This is a genomic window from Hydrogenimonas sp. (genome assembly GCF_029932565.1).
Classification (GTDB): domain Bacteria; phylum Campylobacterota; class Campylobacteria; order Campylobacterales; family Hydrogenimonadaceae; genus Hydrogenimonas.
In genome coordinates this window covers 25,751-49,427 of sequence record NZ_JAOZPV010000001.1, presented here as the reverse complement: position 1 = coordinate 49,427, position 23,677 = coordinate 25,751, and the positions used below count along the sequence as shown (strand labels likewise).

Genomic DNA, 23,677 nt, shown 5'->3' with positions numbered 1-23,677 from the left:
CGATTTTGTCCAAAACCTCTTCTCAACAACGGCAACGGCCGATCATCTTCTCTTCCGATTCCGAACATAGATCGCCTTGGCACCGCGGTGGGTGATCTGCTCTTCGATATCGAACAGACCTGTCGCCTTGACCAGTTCCCCCAGTTTTCTGTAACCGTAGTTGCGGGGGTCGAACTCGGGCGACTGCTTGGCGATGATGTTACCCATGGCACCGAGATGCGCCCAACCGCTCTCGTCGCTCGCCGCATCGGCTGCATCGCGTAAAAGGCGGATCAACTTGCGGTCGCGTTTGAGTTCTGCCGCCGACAGTTTTTTGATCGGCGTCTCCTCTTCGCTCTCTTCGGCACGTAGCACTTCGGTATAGATGAATTTGTCGCATGCCGAAACGAACGGCACCGGTGTCTTTCTCTCGCCAAAGCCGTACACGACCAGTCCCGACTCACGAATCCGTGCCGCCAGCTTCGTAAAATCACTGTCGCTGGATACGATGCAGAACCCGTCGAAATTGCCCGTATAGAGAAGATCCATCGCATCGATGATCATTGCACTGTCGGTGGCGTTTTTCCCCGTCGTATAACCGAACTGCTGGATCGGCTGAATGGAGTGTGTCAGAAGCACCTCTTTCCACCCTTTCAATTGCGGCAGGGTCCAGTCGCCGTAGATCCGTTTGACGCTCGCCGTACCGTATTTGGCAATCTCTGCCAGCAGCGCATCGATGATGGACGGCTGGGCATTGTCCGCATCGATCAGAACCGCCAGTTTCTCTGTTTTTTCCATTATTGCTATCCCTTTCTTAACACTTGGCATCGTCCTTTTGGGCAATCGCTTCAAAATTCCGGATTTTGGAAATCCTTATCATCGTCCCGGTGATCAATGACCGAGGGCTTTATCGTTCCAGGTATCGTTCATCCATAAACGTATCGGGCTGGATATGGCTGAATGCTGCTTTGAACTGTTTGAAAAGCTCGGGAAAACGCTCCTCCCACTCTTCAAGCATCCGCTTCGTACTCTCTCTGGCATGGGGCATTTTCACCCGCATGGCCATCGCAGGGCACGCTTCGTCGCCAATCGTTGCAATGCCATTCTCCTCGGCAAAGGCGGCCGTTTGCCGTTCGCGTACCCAGAGCAGCGGACGGATGACATGAAACCCTTTCGACGATTTGTAGATCGGTGCCATCGATCGCAACGTTCCGTTGTAGAGCATGTTCATGAAAAAACTTTCGGCCGCATCGTCGAGATGATGGCCCAGCGCCACTTTGTTGTAACCGCCCTCTTCCGCCTTCGTATAGAGGGCACCGCGCCGCATTCGGGAAAAATAGCTGCAGTACGAACTGTTCTCCCGAATCGTCTCCTGTGCCACTTCGTAGATATTGGTTTCATAGATTTCATGCGAAATGCCATGCGCTTCACAGTGTCTATGCAGTGCATCGTAGCGTTCACCCGGCATTCCGTAGTTGACGGTCACCGCCTTGAACTCGAACGAAAAAGGTGCATGCCGCTGCATATGTTTGAGCAGATGCACCAGCGTGATCGAATCCTTTCCGCCGCTCAGACCTACAAGGACTCTGTCGCCATCCCCGATCAGCCGGTATTTTGCATTCGCTTTACCGGCCGCACGCAATATTTTTTTACTGAGTTTGATCGATTTCATCGAGCATAGCAAAGATGAATTCGGCACTCTTTGCGGATGAACTGTGCAAAAACGCATCGAAATCGAAACCGGCATCCATGTCGGCGGCATCGCTGATGGCACGCAAAATGAAAAAGGGTACATCCGAGGCATCGCAGACGACCGCAACGGCGGCCCCTTCCATCTCCAGAGCATCCGCCTTGAACGTGTTTCCGATCCACTCTTTTCTCTCCGCATTGGCGACGAACTGATCCCCAGTCGCGATAATACCGCGTTTGAGCCTGATATCCTGGCGATTCGCCGCCACTGCCGCTATTTCAAGCAGCCTTGGATTGGCTTCGACATAGACTTTTCCTTCCGGAACATAGCCGTAGGGATGGCCGAACGCTGTGATATCCAGATCGTGTTGGCACAGTTTCGTCGCTGCAATCAGATCCCCGATTTTCAGCTCCGGGTTGATCGCACCGGCGACACCTGAAAAAAGCATTTTCCGGACGCCGAACTTTTCAATCATCGTTGCCGCTGTCAAAGCCGAAAAAACCTTTCCGATTTTGCTGTAGGCGATGACCAGATCGAGCGAACCATAGAGTGCCGTGTAGTAGACGTTGTCTGCAAACTCATGCTTTTGCACATCGTCGAGGCGTTTCAGAATCGGATCGATCTCTTCGGGCATCGCACCCATGATTCCGATAACCATCAGGCTTCGCCCGCCAACGCTTCCAGAGTGGCATTCAGCGAATCGTAATCACTGACGACCAGCGTAGGTTTTTTTGTCGACCGTCGGTTGAGCCCTTTGAGAACTCCTCCGTGACCGAATTCGATGTATCGGTCGACCAGATCGTCGTTGCCCTGAATCGACTGTTTGTAAAGTACCGGCGAGACCAGCTGTCTGCCCAGCAGGTCGAGTGCTTCGGTCTTGGTATTGTAGGCTTTGGCCGTGACATTGGAGACAACCGGAGCGGCGAAGGAGTCGTTCAGTACCTCTTCGAGCGCTTCGGTCAAGGGCTGTACCGCCGATTCGAGCAGCGGGCAGTGGCTTGCGACCGACATATTCAACAGCATGACACGACGCGCTTTGGCCGCTTTGAGTGCCTCTTCGATACTTTGAAGATCGCTTTTCATGCCGGCAATGACAATCTGGCCATCTGCATTGTAGTTGGCTGGCCACACTTTTTTGCCTTTTTCCCGCGCATCCTGGCAAATCGCTTCGACATCCTCATCCGTTACACCGAGTACGACCATCATCCCCGCATCGATCCCTTCGCACGCCTTTTGCATCAGATCACCGCGCAGATGGACCAGTTTCACCGCTTCGAGCCAATCCATCGCATCGACAGAAGCCAGAGCAGAAAACTCTCCGAGTGAATGCCCAAGCGCGAAAGCGGGTGTATCGGAAATCTGTTCATGGAAAAGCCGGTAGGCCATCATCGAGACGAGAAGAATCGCCGGCTGGGTATAGCGTGTCTGTTCGAGCATATCGTTGGGCTCGAAGAGTAGATGTGCCATATCGATCTTCAATGCATCGCTTGCCGCTTCAAGCATCTGAGCCGCCATCGTCGAATGTTCCACAAACGATTTTCCCATACCCGTCGCCTGGGAACCCTGTCCCGGAAACAGAAACGCTGTCTTTTTCATAAAATATCTCCTTCCTCGCATTTACTCGACACCATTATGGCATGCATTGGCTGTAACCCGGTTTATTTTTTGTGATACAACAGAGCGGAATCAGGAAAGATATCGTCTCCATTCGTTGATCTTTTTCCTGAGTGTATTACGGTTGAGCCCGAAAATCCGGGACATTTTCAATTGGCTTTTGTACTGTTTCATACCGGCACGTATCAATGGAACTTCATAGAGATATAGCATTTGGCGATACAGATCCTCTCCGTTCTCCAACCGTTTTGTCAAATAACGCTCATTGATATCGAGTATCTCCTTATCTGTGATATCGGTAACGAGATACTGCAGCATGATCGATTTCCGCAGAGAGAAAGCATTTTGGGAAATATCGAGTCGATCCATATCGATCGTGAAATTACCCGCATCCTGCTCTCCGAAAAGCGACAGAATTTCCATTTTGAATTTCTCGACAAGCGGAGGAATATCTTCAATCCGCTCTTCCAGAGGAGGAATCACGATAGAGACGCTGAAAAACGTACCGCCCTTCTCTTCAAAACCTTTTTCGGTTACGGCGATGATCTGTGTACCGTGTTTTTGGACCCACTGAAAAAATTTCGGAAACATTTCGATCGATTCAAAACGATCGACAATCAGTTTGGCGTGTTTCTCAACCAGTTGATAGAGTTCACTGTCGTCACCGTGAACGACGGGTGCATCGGGCATCATGTATTTTGCGAGAGTATGGCGACCTGTTCCAGGCTCACCACTGATAAGGGTGTTGAATTTGAGTGTTTTGAGAAGATTGGCAGATTTCAAAGCCTCTTTGAGAGGCTTTGAAACGGCAATAAAATTAGTGGCAGCCACCTGTACCGCAACCGCAACTGTCGTGTCCGGGTTGTTCGACTTGACCACTGAGCGACTCGTTGACAGTCGGTTCGCGCACTTCCGCTACACTGACGGTAAAGAGAAGATCCTTGCCTGCAAGCGGATGGTTGAAATCGATCGTGACCTCTTTGTCATCAAAGCTCTTGACAGTGACCTGAACGGTCTGGCCATCTTCGCTCTGTCCGTAGAGTGCCATACCCTCCTGCAGATCGATGCCCGCGAACTGTTCGCGCGGCATTGCCTGGACAGCTTCCGCATTGTACTCGCCATACGCTTCCGCTGCAGGAACGAGAATGTCCGCATTCTCGCCCGCCTCCATCCCTTTCATCTGGTTTTCCAGACCCGGGATGATTTGTTGCTTGCCTGTAATGAATGAGAGTGGTGCCTGTCCCATATTCGAGTCGACCACTTCGCCGGTTTTTGCATCTTTCACTTCATAGTTAAAAGAAACAACACTGTTCTCTTCGATTTTCATCAATTCTCCTGTAAAAAAGTTGTCTATTTTATCACAATGCGAGTATAGTACTTCTTAAACCATTTATACTATTTTAATTTTGCAAGATTTTTCTTGGCGATACTGGCTGACTTGCTATCAGGATAAAGCTGAACAAGCGATTCATAGAACTCTTTCGCCTGTTTTTTGTCGCCGATGCGTTCAAACGATATGGCAGTATGCAGAAGCAGTGTCGGCATAAAACTGCTTTTGTCGTACAACGATGCACTTTTTTTGTAATAGGCAATCGCATCGTTAAAGCGCCCTTCACGATAGGCGATTTCACCTAAATAGTAGTTTGAGGTTGCCGGTTTGTAGTGATTCTTGATCAAATGGTTAAAATAGACTTTTGCCTCACTGTAGTTTTTCTTGCTGAAAAATTTTTTCGCGTCGGCATATATTCGGGCATTGGACTTTCCGCTGAGATCGCTCTTTTTTATAAATGCATCATAGGCGGTTTTAAATTCCAGAAATGTCGACTCCAGTTTGTTGAAACGCTCCTTGTCAACATACTTTTCGTTGATCGAATCGATCATCGCACCAAGTTCCTGGAGAACCGCACGAATCTGTTCAAAATTTTCCTGCTGCGTTACGGCGAGTTGGTCCACTGTCTGGTTGAGATCTTCGATCTGCTTGAGAGCGTTGTCATAGGATCGGATTTTATTGTTGAGCCCTTCGAGAATGCTTTGCAGGCCGTCGATGCGCTCTCTGTTCTCCTGCGTGATCTGCTGCTGCTTGAGCAGACTCCTCTGCAGCGACTCGATCGCACGTTTGTTGGCAAAAATATGCTTTTCCTCTTCACTCAGGCCATAGGGATTGGGGCTATCGAGATTACCGGCACCAAACGCGGAAGGCTCTTCGGGCGCAGCCGCAAACGCGGCCGCCACCAAAAGCGTCAATAGAAAGATATTTTTCATCTAATTAAAAATCAGGGGAGAAGTTTGAATTCGACACGTCGATTCTGTGCCCAGCACTCTTTCCTGTGTTCGGTACATACAGGATTGCTCTCCCCGTAACTGACCATCACCATACGACTCTCATCGATCCCTTTGACGGAGAGTGCATCACGAACCGTTTTCGCACGTTTGAGACCCAGTGCGTAGTTGTATTCGTCCGTGCCCCATTCGTCACAGTTTCCTTCGATTTTGATGGTCAGATCTTTCGCATCTTCCGATGCGAACAGTTTTGCATCTTCATCGACTCTTGGCTCCTGATCGGGTCGGATATTGTACTTGTCGAAATCGAAATAGATCTTTTTCGCACTTGTTTCGATCTGACGGATTTTCGCCATACGGGCATCTTCACCCATGAGATCGCTGGACTCCGTACTGCCCTGAATCGTGTCAAGACCTGTATCGGCACTGGTCGCCTGCTGGCCGGCTCCCTCCTGCTGGGTCATATCGACCTCCGGCTCTTTCTGAGAACATCCGCTCATCAACAGTGCTGCTGCTATCGCCGCGATAAAAAGGCTCTTCTTCATTGCTCTATCTCCTTGAAAGTTTTATCGATTTTATCATAAAGTTACTGCATTTCGGTTGATATTTAAACTGATTTACGGATGTTATACAGCGAATCACCAATCGATTGATTGAATGCGTTTACCTTTGAGTGGGAAGAGATATCCTTCGTTGTAATTGAGCCGGATGATCCCCAATGCACTCTGGGAGGCATAGTGCTTGATGTACATGACACTCTCCCCATCTTCGGAGAATTTCGGAAACTGGTTGATACCGCTGGCAGTCAATCTGCGAATGTAGTCGCTTTCCGTCGAAATCAGATAGAGGTTGAATGTGTTGGAACTGAACGCATTGTCCGTTTCACGACTGCTGTAGACGATGTATTTGCCATGGGCACTGCAGGCGTTGTTGTTGCGGCCGTGGAAGACCATCTGCTGCACACCCCGACTCCCGATACGCGATGCGAAAACATTGGGGTATCCAAGCCGATCCGAAACAAACACAATGCGCTTCTCTCCATTGATGTACTGGGCGGAGACATCGATACCGGAATAGAATGTAAGTCGCTCTTTCATACCGCTGCCGATATGATACTGATAGACATCGGGCTGTCCGTTCGGCGCCATTGTCAACAGCAGTTTTCTGCCATCCCGACTGACATCCGAACAGACCAGCATACCGTCGGACGTCGCGACCTTCCGCTGTTCACCTGTGTAGATGTTGTAATAATAGAGAACCGGCCTGCGTCCCAGTTTGGTATAGTAGATCCCCTTTTGGGCTCTGTCGGCCCATTTCGGAAAGATGTTGAGCCCGCCGCTCACGATTTTTTTTCGATAGGTCAGAGTATAGTCCGCGATCACGATGTCGGCATGTCTGGCTTTGATATACTCCGCGAAAACGACATACCGCTTCATCCACCCGACACTCGGCATTTTCAGAAAATCGTTGAAGTCGATAACTGCCTGATGGATCAGAAACGGATATCTCGCACGGTTCGATACCCTGTAACTCCGTTCGAAAAAGGGAGTGGCCGACGGAAACTCGTACGCTTTGACATCCATGAAGAGCTGTTGCTGATCTCCTTCTCTGAAGCGGTAGCGCAGCAGGTAGTTGTTTGTCTTCAGCATCGGATCGATCAAACTGTTGTACCCGCTGCGGCGATAGGTATCGTCGACTTTGAAATGGGCCGTCACTTTCAGATCGCCCATGACGAGACGGAAAAATTTCTGCCGTGTCATTTCGGTACCGAATTCCGAGGCATCCTGAATAGCCACCATGGGACGGTTATCGGCCGATTTGACAATCTCCAGTGTCGCATCGGAGGCATAGAGAAAGACCCCCAAAATCATGAATAATACTATTCGCACGGCTACTCCTTCGCTTTGAATTCGACATTGATGACCAGTTTTCTACCGCGTTTGTGCGGCGGAAATTTTCTCTGTTTGAGTTGTTCGAGATATTCTATCAGGCTCTCATTGAAACCTTGATTATCCGACGGATATAGAAGCCGATAGTCAAATTCGCCATCCGGACTGATCGAAAGACGGACTGTTGCAGTCGAGCCCGCATAGATCGCTTCCGGCTGCCATGACCCGTAAAGAATTTCGTACAGTTTGGACATATAGGCATCCACTTCGCCCTGGCCCGATGCTTTCGAAGAGATTTTGATCGAGGGTTTGCTCAGATTGATATCTTTGACAAGCTGCTGGGCCCGTTTCTGCTCTTTCTTCTCCTCTTCGGATACGGCCTTGTACTTTATCTTCGGCGCATTGGCGAGTCGGGCTGCACGTGACTGTTCGATCGGCTCCTTGATTTTCACACCTTTGAACAACGACGCGATCGCTTTCGGTTTCGGCTTGCTCGTCTGTTTCGCCGTCGTACGGCTCTTTTTCGCTACAGCAGGTATTTCCGATTTTATCTTTCGTTTCTGCTCTTTTTTCGCGACGGGCCTGGGTTTCGGACGTGCCTGCGGCATCTGCATCAGCGAAACTTCGATCGACTCCGCCTGTTTCGGAACATACCGTTTCGATTTTTTGTAGTCGTTGAAAAAGAGAATGAGCAGCAGGATCAAAAGCAGATAAAATCCGACAGCGGCCGCTCCGCCTGCAAAAAAGTAGGTCTCTTTTCTATCCATTCGTCACCAGGGAGACTTTCGAGAAACCTGCTTCCTTGACAGTTTTGAGCAGGAACATCACATCCCTGTAGGGAAGGCGTTCATCGGCACGGATATAGACAGGAATATCTTTCTCCAGTGCCTGCGTTTTAAGCAAAAAACGGTCAGGGAAAGAGATCTTGTCAAACTTCTCTTTCTGAAAATGGATCAATCCCTGTTTGTCCATACTCACTTCGATCGATTTGACTTTCTGAAGCGTCCGTGTTTTGGATCCCTGCGGCAGCGTGATATTCTCTTCGTAGATGATCGTGGGTGCCGTGACCATCAAAATGGCCATCAGCACCAGCATGATATCGACCAGAGGCGTGATATTCAGGTCGGGTTTCTCGTCCCACTCGTATCGCATCGGCCTATGTATCTCTTTTCTGAGCGAGCAGCATATCGATCTGCATCGCGATAACCGTCGAGAGTTCGTATGCCTTTCGTTTCAGAAGCAGGTGGAAACTGTATGCGAATATCGCAACGAAGATGCCCGCTGCCGTCGCGACCAATGCCTCACTGATGGCAGGCGCCACGACACTCAGCGTCGCACTTTTCTGTGTTCCGAGACCCGCAAAAGCCTCCAAAATCGATATGACCGTTCCGAAAAGACCGATGAATGGTGACGTGCTGGCAATCATCGATAGAAGTGTCAGACCCTTGGTCGACTCTTTCGTTGCGGCGAATTCACACATTTCCAGCAAACGTGCATGGATCGTAGGGGACTTTTTCAGACAGCTTTTCAAAATCGAGTGGTGTGTCACACTCGCTGCACCCATATGCATCTGTTCCATCGAATCGTTCTCTTTCGAGAGCCAGCGTTTGAGTGTCAGATAACGGTAAACGAATGTCCAAATGGTAAGGAGAAGATAAAAGGAGAGCAGTCCCAGTACGAAAAAGGTAATGGGACTGCTGCGGTCGATATAACCGACGATGATGTCGATCATGGTTTAAAATCTTGTTTTGGCGGCTGTTTCTACTTTTGCCTCGACGTTGGCTATGGCAAAATCGGAATTGCTTGCTTTTTTGATGAGCTCTTTGGCCTCTTTGATGGCGCGTGCCATGTCGCTTTCGGTTTCTCCGACAATCGGTACGGCACCTTCTACGACAACCAATGTCTTGTTCTCATCCACTTTGACATAACCGGAGTCGATAACGATGGAGTCCACGTTTCCATCCGCCTTCTCTATTTCGATTACACCGGCTTCAAGGAGCGAAACCAGTGATGCGTGTTCCGGGAGAACACCAAATTCACCTTCCGCTCCCGGAAACGTCGCAGATTTCACGTCACCGCTGAAAATCTGTCCGTGAGGTGTAACGATTTCTAATTTCATTGTATCCATTGTTATCCTTTGGTTAGGATGCTCGCACGCTCAACAAGGAGAGGTTCCTTGTCAAGATGCTTTGGCTTTGAGCTTTTCTGCTTTTTCAATCGCTTCGTCGATGCTTCCAACCATATAGAATGCTGCTTCCGGAAGGTCGTCGTACTCACCTTCGAGCAGTCCTTTGAAGCCTTTGATCGTCTCTTCGAGCGTCACATATTTACCCGGTGAACCGGTAAAGACTTCCGCAACGAAGAAGGGCTGGGAGAGGAAACGTTCGATTTTACGTGCACGTTCAACTGTCTTTTTGTCCTCTTCGGAAAGTTCGTCCATACCGAGAATCGCGATGATATCCTGGAGATCCTTGTATTTCTGAAGAACGGACTGAACACCCCGTGCCACCTGGTAGTGCTCATCACCGATGATGACCGGGTCGAGCATTCGGCTGGTGGAGTCGAGCGGGTCGACTGCCGGATAGATACCTTTTTCCGCAATTTTACGGTTAAGTACCGTTGTCGCATCGAGGTGCGCGAAAACCGAAGCCGGAGCCGGGTCTGTCAAGTCGTCCGCCGGTACGTAGACAGCCTGGACAGATGTAATCGAGCCCTTTGTCGTTGATGTAATTCGCTCCTGCAGACGCCCCATTTCACTTGCAAGTGTCGGCTGATATCCGACCGCTGAAGGAATACGTCCGAGCAGAGCCGACATTTCGGAACCCGCCTGCGCATATCGGAAAATGTTGTCGATAAACATCAGAACGTCGAGGCCCATTTCATCACGGAAATACTCCGCCATCGTCAGACCGGTCAGCGCGATACGGTTACGTGCTCCCGGAGGCTCGTTCATCTGGCCGTAGCAGAGGGCAACTTTGTCCAGAACGTTGGACTCTTTCATTTCGTTGTAGAGGTCGTTTCCTTCACGTGTCCGCTCACCGACACCCGCAAATACCGAGTAACCGCTGTGCTTGAAGGCGACGTTGTGGATCAGCTCCATGATAATGACGGTTTTACCGACGCCCGCACCACCGAAAAGACCGACTTTACCACCTTTCGCATAGGGAGCCAGCAGGTCGACGACTTTGATACCCGTCTCGAAAATTTCCGCTTTCGTACTCTGCTCTTCGAAAGCCGGCGGATTGCGGTGGATACTCCAATGGGTTTTCGCTTCGAGCGGTTCACCCTCGTCGACAGTATCACCGATAACATTGAAAATACGTCCGAGGACCTCTTCCCCGACCGGTACTTTGATGGGAGCGCCTGTCGCGACAACATCCATGCCGCGCACAAGCCCTTCACTCATATCCATAGCGATCGTACGGACTCGGCTGTCGCCAACCTGGCTGGCCACTTCCAAGACAAGACGCTTTTTTTCGCCTTCCAGTTCGTAATTGACTTCAAGCGCTTCATTGATCGCCGGAAGATAATCTTCGAAGTCAACGTCGACGACCGGGCCGATGACCTGTGTAATTTTACCTGTTTTACCAGACATTCATTCTCCTTCTTTTATTTCAATGCTTCGACACCGCTGATGATCTCGATCAGCTCTGTCGTAATAGATTCCTGTCGCGCTTTATTATAGGCTACAGTCAGTTCGTTGACACGCTCCGATGCGTTGTTCGTCGCATTATCCATTGCCTGCATACGGGCACTGTGTTCCGCAGCCAGCGAATCGAGCAAACCATAATACATGCTGTATTCCGCGTACTTTCGCAACAGCGTATTGAGCAGCTCTTCCTGCTCTTCCGGTTCATATTCGATCGTTGATTTCAACTCACGTGGTTCCACCGTTGAAATATCGACCGGCATCAGCTGCAGGACACGCTGCTCCTGTGTCAGCATATTTTTAAATCCATTGTAGATAAGGATGACCCGATCCGTTTTTCCGCCCGCAAAATCCATCAGAGATTGATCGATAAATTCTGCAGCCTGCTTATAATCTGGTGAGGCGCTCAAACCGATTATTTCATCGGTCATCTCAATGCCATTGTATTTGAGAAAATCGATCGCTTTGCGGCCGACAATGCGCAGTCGGACCGCAACACGCTTCTCTTTGTACTCTTTCAGCATTCTCAGCGTCGTTTTCAGCGTCGTGATGTTAAATCCGCCACACAAACCCTTGTCGGCAGTGATGACGATCATATCAACCGTGCGTACCGGCAGATCGGCCTGAACAAAACGACTCTCGGCACCGCCCACTTTGCTCGTATTGATTTCATAAGCGATTTCACTCACCAGTTCATCGAGTTTCTGGGCATAGATGCGCGAACGCTTCGCCAGTTCCTCGGCACGCTTCAGTTTCGCCTGCGACACGAGCTTCATCGCACGTGTCGTTTTCTGCGTACCTTTGACGCTGTTGATCTGAAGCTTGATCTCTTTCAAATTTGCCATCGTTGATCCTTAATATCAGGCACTGAATGAATTTTTAAATTCTTCCAGGGCTTTTTTCATCAACTCTTCGGTTTCTTCGTCGATTTTCTGCTTCTCGCGAAGCTGCTCAAAGACATCTCCATAATTCGCTTCGACAAACGGATAGAGTTCCGCTTCGAATTTCGTCACGGCATCGACAGGAATATCGTCGAGATATCCATTCGCACCTGCATAGATGATCAGAATCTGTTTTTCGACCGGAAGCGGTGAATAGGGAGGCTGCTTCAGTATCTCGACCATCCGGGCACCGCGCTCGAGCTGGGCACGTGTCGCTTCGTCGAGGTCACTGGCAAACTGTGCAAATGCTTCAAGTTCCCGATACTGTGCGAGGTCGAGGCGCAGTGTTCCCGAAACCTGCTTCATACCTTTGATCTGCGCGGCACCACCGACACGTGAAACAGAAAGACCGACATTGATCGCCGGCCGGATACCGGAGTTGAAGAGATTCGTTTCAAGGAAAATCTGTCCGTCTGTGATCGAAATGACGTTGGTCGGAATGTATGCCGAAACGTCACCCGCCTGTGTTTCGATGATCGGGAGTGCTGTCAGAGAACCTGCACCGAGCTCATCGTTCAGTTTTGCCGCACGCTCGAGAAGACGTGAGTGCAGATAGAAGACATCTCCCGGGAATGCTTCGCGGCCCGGAGGTCGGCGGAGAATCAGCGACATTTCACGGTAGGCGACCGCATGTTTACTCAGGTCATCGTAGATGATCAGAGCATGCTGTCCGTTGTCGCGGAAATATTCACCCATTGTGACACCGGCATAGGGGGCGAGGAACTGCAGCGCAGCAGACTCGGATGCACCCGCATTGACGACAATCGTGTAATCCATGGCACCATGCTCTTCGAGCTTGCGCACGATCGAGGCGACGGTTGACTGTTTCTGGCCGACTGCGACATAGATACAGATAACATCCTGGCCCTTCTGGCTGATGATGGAGTCGACTGCAACCGTCGTTTTACCGGTCTGTCGGTCACCGATGATCAACTCACGCTGTCCGCGTCCGATCGGGACAAGTGCGTCGATCGCTTTGATACCGGTTTGAAGGGGCTCATGAACCGATTTACGTGCCATAATGCCGGGGGCTTTCTCTTCGACGAAGCGTGTTTCGCTCGTTTCGATCGGCCCTTTGCCGTCGATCGGCTCGCCAAGTGCGTTGACGACACGTCCGACGATCTCCTTGCCGACCGGAACTTTCAGAAGCTGACCGAGTCGTTTGACGCTCATCCCTTCATGAATACCGACACCCTTGCCGAGAATAACGATACCGACGCTCGCCTCTTCGAGGTTGAGAACCATACCGCGCTCTCCATCCTCGAACTCGACCATTTCACCGGCCATAACGTTGTTGAGCCCAAAGACCTGTGCAATTCCGTCAGCAACGCTGACAACTTTTCCTGTTTCGTCAATGTCGACGCTCAATTCAAAATTTTCGATACGCTCTTTGATAATCGAGCTGATTTCATCTGCTTGAAGTTTAGACACTACCGATCTCCTTTCTTTATGTTTTACAATGCTTTCAAAATATGGGTGATCATGTCGGATGCGACGCGCTCTTTCGAGAAACTCGCTTCCAGACCCAGATCTTCAATCATCACTTTTATACCATCACGTTCGCTTTTAACCGGACGAAGTACCACTGTCGCGTCGACATACTTCGAAAGGGAGCTTTCCAGCTCACTGAGAAGTTTTTTGTCGATAGGTTTTTTACTTTCGACGATGCCTTCATATTTGTTGGCTCGTCGCTGAAGCTCTTTTTGCAACAGATTCGAAATCTCCGGAATAAGGCCGAAACGGTTATGAATGCCGAGGGTTTTGACGAAGTTGACGAGCTGAGCATCCGGTTTTTCGCCAAGCAATCCGACAATCAGTTCTTCACGCTGCTCTTTGGATACTTCCGGAGAGACGATAATCTCCACAAATTTCGGATCGTTGAAGGCTTCTGAGATCATCGCCAGCGATGAGGCCGCGCTTTCGATCTCCTTTTCGCTGAGTGCTCCGATCAATGCTTTGACATAACGTTTTGCAACAAGTTGATCCATTTACGCCACCTTTTTCATGATGAGATTGACAAACTTCTTCTCATCCATACCGATTGCATCGCCTTTGAAGAGTTCGTCAAGTACATCTGCTACAGTTTTACGGACCATCTGTCGCTTCTCGACTTCCATCTTCTCATGCTGAAGCTTTTCAAGATTTTCAAGTTCCGCATGCAGCTGTTCATCCAGTTTTTTAGCCAGCAGCTGTGACTCTTTTTTGGCCGCTTCGATAATCTCTTCCGCTATCTTCTGAGCACCTTCATATTCTGCTACCGCATCCTCTTTGGCCTGCTTTGTGGCTTTCAGTCGCTTTTGAACCTCTTCAAGTTTCGATGCGATCTCCGCCGTTCTTCCAGTAAAAAAGTTTTTGACCGGCTCCGCAACAAAGTAGTAGATAATCGCTACGAAGATAATGAAGTTGACAAGCCTTGGAACAAAATCCGTTCCGCCACTCGCTGCTTCACCACCCGAAGCCAATGCAACTGCCGGAAGAAAACATGCAGCTACCCACAACAGTTTACGCATATTTTTCCCTTTCAAATCTGACTGAATTTCGCTTTCAAAGACTCTTTGAAAAGCGGCATTTGTGAAAGAAGCTCGCTCTTGAGCTGCTCTTCCTCTTTTTTCAGTTCATCCAGAAAACCCTGGTAGACCTGCTCAAGCTCCTCTTTTTTCGCCTCGATCTTGCTCATTGCAAGAAGTTTGGAGTCTTCGATTGTCTTTGCTCGCATCGCAGCAGCCTCACTTTTTGCCTGTGTGATTACCGCTTCGGTTTTCGCTTTGAATTCATCGATCTCGGCACTGTTCGAACTGACATTCTCGAGATCTTTCCGAATGCTTTTGTCACGTTCGTCCATAAACGTCAACAACGGCTGATAGAGCCACTTGTTAAGCAGCATCAGCAGCACGAGAAAGATGACAGCCACTAGAAGCATCAGGGATAAATGTATATCCAGCATGCACACGCTCCTTTCTTAAAAATTGGGCAATGTTATCATATTTATCCAAAATTCTAAATTAAGGATATTCTAAAGCGCTCCATCTGCAAAGCACTCTCGACTACCCTTGAAGTACCGAAACAATTAGACTTTTCTGGTTATACGCTTGATAAAATCCTTCAGTTCTTCCTCGTTTTCAAATGAGATTTCCACCTTCGATTGCTTCACACTGATACGAAAGGGAACATTATCTTCCAGAAGATCACGATAGGCAATCAGATCCAAACCCCTCTCTTTTTTCACTTTTCTCTTTTTCGACGTTTTCTCCTGCGACTTCATTTCGTTGACAAGCTGCTCCGTTTCACGAACGCTCAATTTCTGCCCGGTGATCGTGTCGCACAGAATACGCTGATCCCTTTCGTCCAAACCCACGAGTACTTTGGCATGCCCCTGTGAGATCTGCGCTGCCGTAAGTTTTTCGACGACATAATCACTTAACTGCAGAAGTCTCAGAGTATTGGTTATCTGTGTCCTGCTTTTGTGAATGATTCCGGAAAGCTCTTCCTGGGTAATGCCATATTCGTCGATCAGCTCCCTGTAGGATCGTGCCAGCTCGATCGGATTGAGTGCCTCGCGCTGAATGTTTTCAATCAGTGCCAGTTCTCTGAACTTCGAACGGTCAATATCGGCGACAATAGCCCGGATTGTCGCCAATCCAGCCATTTTGCTCGCCCGTACACGGCGTTCACCGGCTATCAGTACATATTCGCCGTTTTGCTCGATCACGACGACGGGCTGAAGCAGACCATGGCGTTTGATCGATTCGGAGAGTTCTCTGATCGCCTCTTCGTCGAAATGTATTCTGGGCTGGTAGGGATTGGGTACGATATCGGAGAGCGGCAGATCGATGACATGATCTTTGATATCGCTGTAATTGTTCTGGAATTCGTTCTCGTACGCTTCGGCGACTTCACCCAAAATGGCACCGAGACCACGTCCAAGCGATTTGCTTTTCCCCTTTTTTCCCATTCTTTTTCCTAGCTGGCCAAAATTGCCTGGGCAAGATGCTGATAAGCCTGGGAACCGGTCGATTTGACATCGTATAGAATGACCGGTTTGCCGAAACTCGGACTCTCGGCAAGTTTTACATTTCTCGGGATGACGATGAACTCGTCATCATCCGATTTGAACAGTTTGCTTTTGAAATGCTGCGTCAAATCGGCGAACACCTGTTTGGAGAGATTGTTCTGCCCGCTGTACATTGTTGGCAGGAATCCCTTTATTTTCAGCTTCGGATTGATGGTCTTTTTGATCAGCCGGATCGTGTTGAGAAGCTGTGCAAGACCCTCCAGCGCAAAAAATTCGCATTGAATCGGAATAATGACGGAATGGGCGGCACTCAATGCGTTGATCGTAATGGGGCCGAGAGCCGGAGGAGAATCGATGATGATATAGTCGTAGGCCCGTTTGACCTCATCGATTTTCCGTTTCAGTACCAGTTCACGGCCTTTGCGTGTTTCGCTGTCGTAAAACTCTTTTTCAACACCGACCAGGCCGATATTGGATGGAACCAGATGAAGGGTCGGAAGTGTTGTCTTCAAGATGGTATCGCTGATCTTTTTCGCCCCGATCAGCACATGATAAATATTGTACTCGTAATCATTTCGATGAAAACCGAGACTCGTTGTGGCATTCGCCTGCGGGTCGGCATCTATCAAAAGAACCTTCTTTTCCGCTACAGCGAGCGACGCTGCCAGATTGACCGCCGTTGTCGTCTTGCCGACACCGCCCTTTTGGTTGGCTATTGTAATAATTTCACTCATCGTAAACTCACTACCCTTCTTTTTCCTATTATCAACGACCCGTCGTTTTGGAGAACGGCTTCCCTTAAATCCAACGTTTCCTGGCCCATATGTGTTTGGAAGTTTTTGCTGTTTTCAAATTCTAATCTAAAGTTGCTAAAAATCTGCTTCCATGACGGAGTTTTTTTTACGTTTTCCAAAAAGGTTTCCAAAAGTTCCAACGGGGATGTTTTTACGTCCAAAACCCCGTAATCATGGGGCGCATCGGCAATATTGACGCCAATGCCGGCTACGATGGTCTGGCCCTTTTTCATCGTAATGCAACCCCCTATTTTACGCTCTTGGAGATACAAATCGTTGGGCCATTTCACCCATGTTTCAGAACCGAGATTTTTCAGAGACATTTTCATCAGATAGGCGAAATAGATCGATGCGGATGTAAGCGGAAGGTCATCCGGAAGATGCGATTGGGACAATGCAATCGAGGCAAAAAAATTGCCACACTTGCCGACCCATCTGTTCTCTCTGCTTCCGATACCCTCCGTCTGCTTTTCGGTTATGACGGCACATGGAATCTCTACGGAAGCATCAGCGATACGCTCAACGAGCCACAACTGTGTGGAGGGGAGCGTTTCAAACGAGTAGATCCGCAATCTTCAACCTTTTTCCACGCAAATAGCTGTGTATATCCATCGCCTTTTTGGAAGGGGGCTGAACGGTTTTGATACGGACGGCACCATCACCGCATGCAATCGTCACGCCATCCTCTTCGATCGACACAATTTTGCCCGGATCGCCTTCTCCGGTATCCGGTTCGATATCGAGCAGTTTGAGACCACTTTCGAGGTAGATGCCGGGCCACCCTTCGTATGCACGGAATCGGTTGTAAAGCGTCATGGCATTCATTTCAAACGAGACCAGCCCATCCTGCCGCGTAATCTTTCTGCAATAGGTCGCATCGGCATCGCACTGCGGAAGCGGACGAATGGTTCCGAACGCGCGCAACACTGTCGGCGTCAACGCCGCCGCCTCTTCCGCAAGCCTGTCGAACAGATCGCTTTTCCTCTCATGCAGGCTGACCGGGATGACGCGCCACGCCAGTACCGGACCGCTGTCGAGCCCCTCTTCCATAAGCATCGCCGTCACGCCGGTAATTTTGTCGCCGTGCAGCAGCGCCTCCTGAATCGGGCTGGCGCCCCGGTATTTCGGAAGCAGCGAGGCGTGAAGGTTGATGCAGGGGGCGATATCGAGTATGGTTCGCGGCAGAATCTGCCCGTAGGCCGCCACGACAATGAAATCGGGCGCATACGAAGCTATCTCTTCGGCTACGCCCTCCTCTTTCAGCGAGAGGGGTTGGTGCACAGGCACTTCCGCCTCTTCAGCTGTCACCTTCACCGGCGGCGGCGTCATTACCTTCTTGCGGCCCACCGGCTTGTCGGGCTGTGTATAGACCGCTGCCACTTCGAAATCCGCTTCAACCATCAGCCTTTTCAGTATCACATCGGCGTACTCAGGCGTTCCCATGAAAACGATTCTTTTTTTACTCAATTCTCTATTCTCCATTTTCAATTCTCAATTCGTTTCGTTCCTTCCATCTGCATCATCTTCTCGAAGCTCTCCGCTTCCGCTCTCTCTTTACGCCGTTTTTTCTCCTCCTCTTCACGCTTTTTCTGCGCTTCGCTCATTTCGCTCTTGATCGTCTTGAGTGTTTCAAAAACCTTTTCGTCCATGACGGTACCTCCTGTATAGATAGAAAAGAAGACCCAAAGCCAGCAGGCCGCCGAACACCTGGGTCCATGCACCGATTCGGATATTTTTGTTCAAAATCTCGTTGTGCATAGCCGTATCGATATCCACTCCGGCTACATCGGCCACATGATGCATCAACGAGACTGCCGGATCCCCATCGGGAATCGTCCGGTGGCACGCCATGCAGGCACCGCGGCGGTCGAGTTTCGCGCGCTGTTCGTTACTGAGGGGGCCGGCGAGATTCCAGTGATTGTCGACCGTTTGCAGCCATGTACCGTTTTCGTCGACGAAGCGGCTCCAGTCGACGTTGAAATTCTCGATTTTTGGTTTCTGCACCGTGTATTTCGCAGGAATCACTCTGCCGTCGGCGGTTTTGAGATCAACGATGAAATCCTCACCCATATCGCTCCAGACATTGCCCCCTTCGATGCCATACCCCATTGCGGCGGGATTGGCATGACAACTCTCGCAGGCACGCGCTCTCTTCTGTACCGTGTGGGAGTGGACCGATGCCATAACGATGCCGGGCAGATTGCGGTCGCTTTCCGGATGTTTGTAGTCGGGCATTTCGAACACATGATTCTTCAAAATCGCCTTGCCCTCTTTTCCTATTACCGTAACCACCACCTGGCAGCCCGGCATCGCGGGCGAGATGCGCCCTTCGCCATTCTGAACGAGAGGCGGGTTTTCCCAGCGCAGATAGCTGCGTGTTTCGGTCACCTTCCCTGGAACCAGATGTTCCCGGAGCGTTCCGCGCATCGTCGCATCCACTCCATGCATATCATGGTCGCGCGCGGCGGCCAGCCAGTCAACCTCTTTGTGGTTTTTGCTGTAGTCGATTTTGACATGGCAGCCGTAACACTGGGGTGCCCAGGTATCGTGGCATGTATAACACTCCATCCGGTCGTTGTGCGCGCTCACCCGGTCCATCGCCACCAGCCCCTCTTTCGAGAGTTTGCCGGCCTCTTTCAGCTTTTTGAGAGGTTTCAGACGGATCGTCCTGCCGCTGGCCAGATAGACCAGCACCTCATCGCCGTCTTTGACGACATTTTTGTAGGGATTGCCACGCGCCGTCAGCAGGTACCCCTCTTTTTTCTCGAAGGTCGAGCCTTTTTTCAGATACTCCGCCAGCGTCTGCGAGACGCCCCGCGGTTCTCCTCCGGCCGGTTTGGTATCGAATTCGTCGCTGTAGCCGAGCGGTAGCTCCCACGGATATTTTTTTGTCGTACCGTGGCAGTCCTGGCACTCCACCTCCACCGGCCCGAGGGTCGCCCCGGCCAGGAAGCCGTCGCCATGCAGGTCACGTGTCGTGTGGCAGTCCTGGCAGAGCATCCCCTTTTTCATATGAACATCCGCCTTCAGATGCAAATAGTGTTTCGTATGGAGTTTCGGCTGTCCGTTTCCTTCGTTGTCGTATCCCGGTTTGTATGCCGTCTCCATCAGCCCCTCGTAGCTGACACCGATCCGCTTGCCGCGGTTGTGGCATGTCGAGCAAGTTTCCACCGGCACGCCGCTGTAAGTGGTGCCGTGAACCGTCACCTTCGCATTGACGGAGGATTGGATCTGATGGACGAGCATATGCCCCGGTTTCTCTTTCGGAATCGCCGGGTCGCTTCCTTCGTAAAACCCGTCGTTGCTGTAGGGTATGTGGCAACTCGAACATCCGATACCCCTGAAATCGCCCCGCTTCTGGCGCCCTTTCGATCCGGTATGGCATCGCAGGCACTCCTGCCGCAAATAGGTGTAGGCGGCAAGTTTCGGGTTTTTTTCCACCTCCTCAGGTGTCGGGGCGGGGGGCAGTTCTTTCATTTTCACCGGGAAAACCTGCGGATTCAGATCATGCAGCTTTTCCATGTATTTGCGGTAGGATTCGGTTCCGAGACGTTTATGGGGATCGGGATTCGCCGTCTCGTAGTTGCCCACATCGTGGCGGTACCCCTCCAGGCCACCGAAGCTGTAGAGCGTGCCGTGGATCTTCCCCTGCTCGGTCATCATCAGGGAGTTCATCTGCGCCGCGACCTGTTCCCTGTGGCACATCCCGCACGTATGTTGATTGATCCATGGGCTTCCCGGATCGGGGTAGAACGTTTTGGGCCCTTCGTATGCCTGCAGCATGCGCGGTGCACCGCTATGCGCCGCCTCTTTGGTGCCGGCTTCCGGATTGCCGCCGTGGCAGACGACGCAGGTGTTGTCGCCCACGCCCGCCTTTTTCGCTTTTTTGGCGATCGCTTTGGCCATGCCGGTCTGCGGCTCGCGGATATGCTCGATACCGCTATGGCATCTGAGACAATTGTTGGCAGGCAGCATCACGCCAAAAAGCGAAAGAAAAAGCAGCAGACGGATCATGGACAAGCCCCTACGCAAAAGTCACAATATGGTAACACAGTGCCAATGAGAAACGAATAAATTGCACAAACCCTGCACACAATCGTTGTATAAAGAAAAATAATCTTAGGAGGATGACATGTGCATAAGTTACAAAAGCCGAACGCCCTATCGGAGCGGGCCATACAGAAAAACCGGGAGAAGAGACAAGAAGCATACTCCATTGAACGAAAAAGTGATGCATCCCGACCCCGGTTTCGTCGATGAGAGAATCAAAAAAGAAGTGGTTGACTCCGGGAAACAGTGAGAGGCAATGTCATACGGGCACGGGTATGGATACCCGTATGGCGGCCGACAGCGTCACGCATCCATCTCATCCAGTACGACACCGATGATATCCGTCATCGTGACAATGCCGTAGATTTCATTCTCGTCGATAACGAGAAGCCGTTTGATACTGTTTTTCACCATCATACGGGCAGCGTATTTCATATCGAGTTTTCTGGAAACCGAAATCGAAGGAGACGACATGATGTCGTACACATTGAGCAGATCGATATCACCATCCTCGGCAACAATCGAATAGAGAATATTTTTGAAAGTCACCAGCCCGTAGGCACCATGTTCCGAACTCTTGTCAACGATGACCGCCTTGACCTTGTTCGCTTTCATCAGGCTGAGCGCTTCGCGTACCGGCGCCATCTGCGATACGATCACCAGTCTCTCTTTCGGTGTCATAATCTCTTCAACCAGCATAGCATTCTCCTTACAGCAGATTTTTCAATTCATGTTCGAATTTGTGAAGCTCTTCGACATTGAGCCCGACCACATGTTCGAGGGGCATTGTATAGGCAAGCGAACAGTTCTCTTCGTTTGCCATCTCCATCCCTTTGGCCAGCGCTTTCATCACCTTTCTGGCCAAACGCCGCGGCAGAAGGAAATGGAGTACCGTCACATTCTCCTCGAGCGTCAAACCGAAGAAAATCTTTTTCTCTTTCAGCCCGAGGGTTCGGGCGTGAATGATCGTAACGGCACCCGCCCCCGCCTCTTTGGCAATGGCGATCGCCTCCTCTTCTCTCTCCTCCGGCACAACGGCCACCAACGCGACAAATTTCATCTCTTCTCCTCCTTATTGACCAGATATTGGGCATAAATGCCGTATCCCATTACGGTAATCATCGGAAACAGTGACGCGAACGCGATGAGACCGAAGCCATCGATCAGCGGATTGCGCCCCTCGATATTCTCCGCCAGCCCCAGTCCCAGTGCCGCAACCAGCGGTACCGTCACCGTCGACGTCGTCACGCCGCCGCTGTCGTAAGCGATCGGAATGATATATTTGGGAGCGAAGTAGGTCAGACCGATGACGATGACATATCCGACGATGATGTAATAGTGGAGCGGATCGCCGGCCACGATCCGATAAGCACCCAGAGCAATACCGATTGCCACACCGATCGCAACCGAGACCCGAAGCACCATATCGTTGATACGGCCTTCACTCACCTCCTTCGCCTTGATCGCAATCGCCAGTAACGAGGGCTCGGCCATCGTCGTCGAAAACCCGATCAGAAATCCGAACAGATAGATGAGAACATTGTTTTTCATCTCGGTCAGCTGAAAGGCGATGCTCTCTCCGATCGGGAAAAGCCCCATCTCGAGTCCCAGAATGAACGCATAGAGTCCGAGAATGACAAGCACGATGCCGATGGCGATTTTGTGCAGATAGGCGACCCGTTTTCTGATGACGGCATATTGAAAGAAAAAAATGACGGCGAGAATCGGAAAGACATCTTTGATCACCGCGACAAGATCCCAGAGAATATCCCACGGATCGAAATGTTTGTGAACCTCGACCGTCTCTTTGACAGCCTCCTCCATCACCAGAAATGTTTGTGCGGCACTTTCAGGCGACATGGCATAGACCAGAATACCGTAGAGCTGTACGAAGATCATCGGCGTCAGCGACGCAAAGGCGATCAGTCCGAAGCCATCGATCGCAGGATTCCGCCCCTTGATCGAGGAGGCAAGCCCGATACCGAGTGCCGCTACGAGCGGAACCGTCACCGTCGACGTCGTCACGCCGCCGCTGTCGTATGCCAATCCGACGATCTCTACCGGTGCAAAGAAAGTGATGCCGACAACCAGAACATACCCGGTTATGATGTAGTAGTGGATCGGATGGCCGGTCAGAATACGAAAGACCCCGAGCGCAATCGCGAATCCTACCGAGGCGGCTACCGTCATCCGAAGAAAAAAGGCATCGATTTTGCCGGCACTGATCGCCGCCGCCTTGTCGGCGATGGCAATGAGCGCCGGCTCCGCCACGGTAGTCGAAAATCCGATCGTGAATGCAAAGAGCATCAGCCAGAAGAAAGAGCCTTTTTTGGCAAAATCGGTAGCGAGACTCTCTCCGATCGGGAAAATACCGAGTTCGAGCCCGCGAATAAAGAGGGCCAGCCCGATGGCGACGATCACGAGGCCTACCACGATGGAACTGAAATTTTCAGGCATTGCACGGACGATGGCTATTTGAAAAAATGCTACGACCACAACGATCGGCAAGAGATCTTTGAATGAGTTTTTCAGATCCTGATAAAAGATTTTCGCTGAATCAATGACCATATGACCTCATCCTCTTTTCATTACCCTATCATATCCAAACCCATCATCGACACCCTATGGAATTTATGAAAAAAAGTGATAAAAAAGAGAGGGCGCTTCGAAACGTATCAAAACAGTTTTTTGATTTTTTTTCAACAAGCTCTTCCTCGCCGCGATCGAGCTCCCCCGGGCGGATCTCATCCTGCACAAATACAAACCCGATTATTGATCA

28 protein-coding genes are annotated in these 23,677 nt (G+C 50.5%); all 28 read right to left on the bottom strand.

Annotation, left to right across the window (positions count from 1 at the left end; genetic code table 11):
- Positions 1 to 42: 42 nt before the first annotated feature.
- Positions 43 to 777: an NYN domain-containing protein gene (locus tag Q1K24_RS00300; protein ID WP_300364464.1), complete on the bottom strand. Its 735-nt coding sequence runs from the start codon at positions 775 to 777 to the stop codon at positions 43 to 45.
- Positions 778 to 886: 109 nt separating this feature from the next.
- Positions 887 to 1,651, bottom strand: coding sequence for an ATP-binding protein (locus Q1K24_RS00295; protein WP_300364462.1), 765 nt, complete (start codon positions 1,649 to 1,651; stop codon positions 887 to 889).
- Positions 1,629 to 2,327, bottom strand: coding sequence for a 5'-methylthioadenosine/adenosylhomocysteine nucleosidase (locus Q1K24_RS00290; protein ID WP_300364460.1), 699 nt, complete (start codon positions 2,325 to 2,327; stop codon positions 1,629 to 1,631). Before Q1K24_RS00290 ends, Q1K24_RS00295 begins: the two co-directional genes overlap by 23 nt.
- Positions 2,327 to 3,265 carry an ACP S-malonyltransferase gene (gene fabD / locus Q1K24_RS00285; RefSeq protein ID WP_300364459.1) on the bottom strand — a complete coding sequence of 313 codons (939 nt, stop codon included), beginning with the start codon at positions 3,263 to 3,265 and terminating at the stop codon, positions 2,327 to 2,329. The genes Q1K24_RS00290 and fabD overlap by 1 nt, the downstream gene beginning before the upstream one ends.
- A 90-nt stretch (positions 3,266 to 3,355) precedes the next feature.
- Entirely contained in the window at positions 3,356 to 4,162 is an 807-nt protein-coding gene (locus Q1K24_RS00280; protein WP_300364457.1) for a Fis family transcriptional regulator, read from the bottom strand.
- Positions 4,101 to 4,610, bottom strand: a complete 510-nt coding sequence (locus Q1K24_RS00275) for a peptidylprolyl isomerase (protein WP_300364455.1) — start codon at positions 4,608 to 4,610, stop codon at positions 4,101 to 4,103. The genes Q1K24_RS00280 and Q1K24_RS00275 overlap by 62 nt, the downstream gene beginning before the upstream one ends.
- A 68-nt stretch (positions 4,611 to 4,678) precedes the next feature.
- A complete protein-coding gene (locus tag Q1K24_RS00270) occupies positions 4,679 to 5,545 on the bottom strand; it encodes a tetratricopeptide repeat protein (RefSeq protein ID WP_300364453.1) in 867 nt (288 codons plus the stop codon).
- An 11-nt stretch (positions 5,546 to 5,556) separates the two neighbouring features.
- Positions 5,557 to 6,108, bottom strand: coding sequence for an OmpA family protein (locus tag Q1K24_RS00265; protein ID WP_300364451.1), 552 nt, complete (start codon positions 6,106 to 6,108; stop codon positions 5,557 to 5,559).
- 93 nt (positions 6,109 to 6,201) lie between these two features.
- Positions 6,202 to 7,452, bottom strand: a complete 1,251-nt coding sequence (gene tolB, locus Q1K24_RS00260) for a Tol-Pal system protein TolB (protein WP_300364450.1) — start codon at positions 7,450 to 7,452, stop codon at positions 6,202 to 6,204.
- Positions 7,453 to 7,454: 2 nt separating this feature from the next.
- Positions 7,455 to 8,219: a TonB C-terminal domain-containing protein gene (locus Q1K24_RS00255; protein WP_300364449.1), complete on the bottom strand. Its 765-nt coding sequence runs from the start codon at positions 8,217 to 8,219 to the stop codon at positions 7,455 to 7,457.
- Complete coding sequence (locus tag Q1K24_RS00250; RefSeq protein WP_300364448.1) at positions 8,212 to 8,604, bottom strand: biopolymer transporter ExbD; 393 nt, start codon at positions 8,602 to 8,604, stop codon at positions 8,212 to 8,214. The genes Q1K24_RS00255 and Q1K24_RS00250 overlap by 8 nt, the downstream gene beginning before the upstream one ends.
- Positions 8,605 to 8,608: 4 nt before the next feature.
- Positions 8,609 to 9,184 (bottom strand): MotA/TolQ/ExbB proton channel family protein, encoded by a 576-nt coding sequence (locus Q1K24_RS00245; protein WP_300364447.1) that lies wholly within the window; start codon positions 9,182 to 9,184, stop codon positions 8,609 to 8,611.
- Between the two features lie 3 nt (positions 9,185 to 9,187).
- A complete protein-coding gene (gene atpC, locus Q1K24_RS00240; protein ID WP_300364446.1) occupies positions 9,188 to 9,580 on the bottom strand; it encodes an ATP synthase F1 subunit epsilon in 393 nt (130 codons plus the stop codon).
- A gap of 51 nt (positions 9,581 to 9,631) precedes the next feature.
- Positions 9,632 to 11,047, bottom strand: coding sequence for a F0F1 ATP synthase subunit beta (gene atpD / locus Q1K24_RS00235; protein WP_300364445.1), 1,416 nt, complete (start codon positions 11,045 to 11,047; stop codon positions 9,632 to 9,634).
- A 14-nt stretch (positions 11,048 to 11,061) separates the two neighbouring features.
- On the bottom strand, positions 11,062 to 11,946 hold the full coding sequence (gene atpG, locus Q1K24_RS00230; protein ID WP_300364444.1) for an ATP synthase F1 subunit gamma: 885 nt from the start codon (positions 11,944 to 11,946) through the stop codon (positions 11,062 to 11,064).
- A gap of 15 nt (positions 11,947 to 11,961) precedes the next feature.
- Positions 11,962 to 13,503: a F0F1 ATP synthase subunit alpha gene (gene atpA / locus Q1K24_RS00225; RefSeq protein ID WP_300364514.1), complete on the bottom strand. Its 1,542-nt coding sequence runs from the start codon at positions 13,501 to 13,503 to the stop codon at positions 11,962 to 11,964.
- Positions 13,497 to 14,030, bottom strand: coding sequence for a F0F1 ATP synthase subunit delta (locus Q1K24_RS00220; protein ID WP_300364443.1), 534 nt, complete (start codon positions 14,028 to 14,030; stop codon positions 13,497 to 13,499). Before Q1K24_RS00220 ends, atpA begins: the two co-directional genes overlap by 7 nt.
- Positions 14,031 to 14,552 (bottom strand): F0F1 ATP synthase subunit B, encoded by a 522-nt coding sequence (locus Q1K24_RS00215; protein ID WP_300364442.1) that lies wholly within the window; start codon positions 14,550 to 14,552, stop codon positions 14,031 to 14,033.
- Between the two features lie 11 nt (positions 14,553 to 14,563).
- Positions 14,564 to 14,986, bottom strand: a complete 423-nt coding sequence (locus Q1K24_RS00210) for a FoF1 ATP synthase subunit B' (protein WP_300364441.1) — start codon at positions 14,984 to 14,986, stop codon at positions 14,564 to 14,566.
- A 123-nt stretch (positions 14,987 to 15,109) separates the two neighbouring features.
- Positions 15,110 to 15,994: a ParB/RepB/Spo0J family partition protein gene (locus Q1K24_RS00205; protein ID WP_300364440.1), complete on the bottom strand. Its 885-nt coding sequence runs from the start codon at positions 15,992 to 15,994 to the stop codon at positions 15,110 to 15,112.
- Between the two features lie 8 nt (positions 15,995 to 16,002).
- Complete coding sequence (locus Q1K24_RS00200; protein WP_300364439.1) at positions 16,003 to 16,788, bottom strand: AAA family ATPase; 786 nt, start codon at positions 16,786 to 16,788, stop codon at positions 16,003 to 16,005.
- Complete coding sequence (locus Q1K24_RS00195) at positions 16,785 to 17,420, bottom strand: biotin--[acetyl-CoA-carboxylase] ligase (protein WP_300364438.1); 636 nt, start codon at positions 17,418 to 17,420, stop codon at positions 16,785 to 16,787. Before Q1K24_RS00195 ends, Q1K24_RS00200 begins: the two co-directional genes overlap by 4 nt.
- Entirely contained in the window at positions 17,401 to 18,315 is a 915-nt protein-coding gene (gene fmt, locus Q1K24_RS00190) for a methionyl-tRNA formyltransferase (RefSeq protein WP_300364437.1), read from the bottom strand. The genes Q1K24_RS00195 and fmt overlap by 20 nt, the downstream gene beginning before the upstream one ends.
- A 17-nt stretch (positions 18,316 to 18,332) precedes the next feature.
- Positions 18,333 to 18,497 (bottom strand): hypothetical protein, encoded by a 165-nt coding sequence (locus tag Q1K24_RS00185; RefSeq protein ID WP_300364436.1) that lies wholly within the window; start codon positions 18,495 to 18,497, stop codon positions 18,333 to 18,335.
- Entirely contained in the window at positions 18,478 to 20,862 is a 2,385-nt protein-coding gene (locus Q1K24_RS00180) for a multiheme c-type cytochrome (protein WP_300364435.1), read from the bottom strand. Before Q1K24_RS00180 ends, Q1K24_RS00185 begins: the two co-directional genes overlap by 20 nt.
- Before the next feature lie 339 nt (positions 20,863 to 21,201).
- Positions 21,202 to 21,597, bottom strand: coding sequence for a CBS domain-containing protein (locus Q1K24_RS00175; RefSeq protein WP_300364434.1), 396 nt, complete (start codon positions 21,595 to 21,597; stop codon positions 21,202 to 21,204).
- A 10-nt stretch (positions 21,598 to 21,607) separates the two neighbouring features.
- Positions 21,608 to 21,958, bottom strand: coding sequence for a transcriptional regulator (locus Q1K24_RS00170; RefSeq protein ID WP_300364432.1), 351 nt, complete (start codon positions 21,956 to 21,958; stop codon positions 21,608 to 21,610).
- Positions 21,955 to 23,466, bottom strand: coding sequence for a DUF1538 domain-containing protein (locus tag Q1K24_RS00165; protein WP_300364430.1), 1,512 nt, complete (start codon positions 23,464 to 23,466; stop codon positions 21,955 to 21,957). Before Q1K24_RS00165 ends, Q1K24_RS00170 begins: the two co-directional genes overlap by 4 nt.
- Positions 23,467 to 23,677: the final 211 nt, after the last annotated feature.

Excerpts from the sequence above, each read along its gene's own strand:
- Q1K24_RS00185 (WP_300364436.1), bottom strand. The coding sequence starts at position 18,497 with ATGGACGAAAAGGTTTTTGAAACACTCAAGACGATCAAGAGCGAAATG.
- atpG (WP_300364444.1), bottom strand. The coding sequence starts at position 11,946 with ATGGCAAATTTGAAAGAGATCAAGCTTCAGATCAACAGCGTCAAAGGT.
- Q1K24_RS00205 (WP_300364440.1), bottom strand. The coding sequence starts at position 15,994 with ATGGGAAAAAAGGGGAAAAGCAAATCGCTTGGACGTGGTCTCGGTGCC.
- Q1K24_RS00220 (WP_300364443.1), bottom strand. The coding sequence starts at position 14,030 with ATGGATCAACTTGTTGCAAAACGTTATGTCAAAGCATTGATCGGAGCA.
- Q1K24_RS00180 (WP_300364435.1), bottom strand. The coding sequence starts at position 20,862 with ATGATCCGTCTGCTGCTTTTTCTTTCGCTTTTTGGCGTGATGCTGCCT.
- Q1K24_RS00175 (WP_300364434.1), bottom strand. The coding sequence starts at position 21,597 with ATGCTGGTTGAAGAGATTATGACACCGAAAGAGAGACTGGTGATCGTA.
- atpD (WP_300364445.1), bottom strand. The coding sequence starts at position 11,047 with ATGTCTGGTAAAACAGGTAAAATTACACAGGTCATCGGCCCGGTCGTC.
- Q1K24_RS00295 (WP_300364462.1), bottom strand. The coding sequence starts at position 1,651 with ATGAAATCGATCAAACTCAGTAAAAAAATATTGCGTGCGGCCGGTAAA.
- Q1K24_RS00255 (WP_300364449.1), bottom strand. The coding sequence starts at position 8,219 with ATGGATAGAAAAGAGACCTACTTTTTTGCAGGCGGAGCGGCCGCTGTC.
- Q1K24_RS00170 (WP_300364432.1), bottom strand. The coding sequence starts at position 21,958 with ATGAAATTTGTCGCGTTGGTGGCCGTTGTGCCGGAGGAGAGAGAAGAG.
- Q1K24_RS00165 (WP_300364430.1), bottom strand. The coding sequence starts at position 23,466 with ATGGTCATTGATTCAGCGAAAATCTTTTATCAGGATCTGAAAAACTCA.
- Q1K24_RS00300 (WP_300364464.1), bottom strand. The coding sequence starts at position 777 with ATGGAAAAAACAGAGAAACTGGCGGTTCTGATCGATGCGGACAATGCC.
- Q1K24_RS00265 (WP_300364451.1), bottom strand. The coding sequence starts at position 6,108 with ATGAAGAAGAGCCTTTTTATCGCGGCGATAGCAGCAGCACTGTTGATG.
- Q1K24_RS00270 (WP_300364453.1), bottom strand. The coding sequence starts at position 5,545 with ATGAAAAATATCTTTCTATTGACGCTTTTGGTGGCGGCCGCGTTTGCG.
- Q1K24_RS00210 (WP_300364441.1), bottom strand. The coding sequence starts at position 14,986 with ATGCTGGATATACATTTATCCCTGATGCTTCTAGTGGCTGTCATCTTT.
- Q1K24_RS00290 (WP_300364460.1), bottom strand. The coding sequence starts at position 2,327 with ATGGTTATCGGAATCATGGGTGCGATGCCCGAAGAGATCGATCCGATT.
- Q1K24_RS00215 (WP_300364442.1), bottom strand. The coding sequence starts at position 14,552 with ATGCGTAAACTGTTGTGGGTAGCTGCATGTTTTCTTCCGGCAGTTGCA.
- atpC (WP_300364446.1), bottom strand. The coding sequence starts at position 9,580 with ATGGATACAATGAAATTAGAAATCGTTACACCTCACGGACAGATTTTC.
- Q1K24_RS00200 (WP_300364439.1), bottom strand. The coding sequence starts at position 16,788 with ATGAGTGAAATTATTACAATAGCCAACCAAAAGGGCGGTGTCGGCAAG.
- fabD (WP_300364459.1), bottom strand. The coding sequence starts at position 3,265 with ATGAAAAAGACAGCGTTTCTGTTTCCGGGACAGGGTTCCCAGGCGACG.
- Q1K24_RS00275 (WP_300364455.1), bottom strand. The coding sequence starts at position 4,610 with ATGAAAATCGAAGAGAACAGTGTTGTTTCTTTTAACTATGAAGTGAAA.
- Q1K24_RS00250 (WP_300364448.1), bottom strand. The coding sequence starts at position 8,604 with ATGCGATACGAGTGGGACGAGAAACCCGACCTGAATATCACGCCTCTG.
- Q1K24_RS00245 (WP_300364447.1), bottom strand. The coding sequence starts at position 9,184 with ATGATCGACATCATCGTCGGTTATATCGACCGCAGCAGTCCCATTACC.